Annotated in this window: 1 protein-coding gene; it reads left to right on the plus strand. The window is 71.3% G+C overall.

Annotated features, from left to right (window positions below; translation table 11 throughout):
• Positions 1-623, plus strand: a 623-nt coding sequence (locus tag D7Y15_RS43690; protein ID WP_121756234.1) for an aspartate kinase, incomplete at both ends; no start/stop codon positions are given.

The raw sequence follows: 623 nt of genomic DNA on the forward strand, positions 1-623 counted from the left end.
GGGTGGGTCGGACTACTCGGCGGCGCTGGCGGCGGCGGCGCTGGATGCGCGGCTGTTGGAGATCTGGACGGACGTGGACGGCATCTTCAGCGCGGACCCGCGGCTGGTGCCGGAGGCGTTCGCGCTGGAAGAGGTGAGCTTCGAGGAGGCGATGGAGCTGGCCTACTTCGGAGCGAAGGTGCTGCATCCGAAGACGATTGCTCCCGCGAGGGAGCGGGGCATCCCGGTGCGGGTGTGCAACAGCTTCCGGCCGGAGCATCCGGGCACGCGGGTGACGGCCACGGCGCCAGTGTCGCGGCACCCGGTGCGCGGGTTGTCGTTCCTGCCGGACATCGCGCTCATCAACATCGCGGGGGCGGGGTTGAAGGGCGTGCCGGGCACGGCCGCGCGCGTCTTCGAGGCGATGGCGCTGGCGTCCATCTCCGTGGTGTTGATTACGCAGGGCTCCAGCGAGTCCTCCATCAGCTTCTGCGTGGGGGAGGCGGAGGCCGCGCGGGCGGTGCTGGCGCTGGAGGACGCGTTCGAGGTGGAGCGCGAGGCGGGGAAGGTGGACCCCATCGAGCACCAGCCGGGGCTCGCGGTGTTGAGCATCGTGGGAGACGGGATGCGGCACAGGGTGGGCG

The sequence above is a fragment of the Corallococcus sp. AB030 genome (assembly GCF_003668965.1).
Taxonomy (GTDB): domain Bacteria; phylum Myxococcota; class Myxococcia; order Myxococcales; family Myxococcaceae; genus Corallococcus; species Corallococcus exiguus.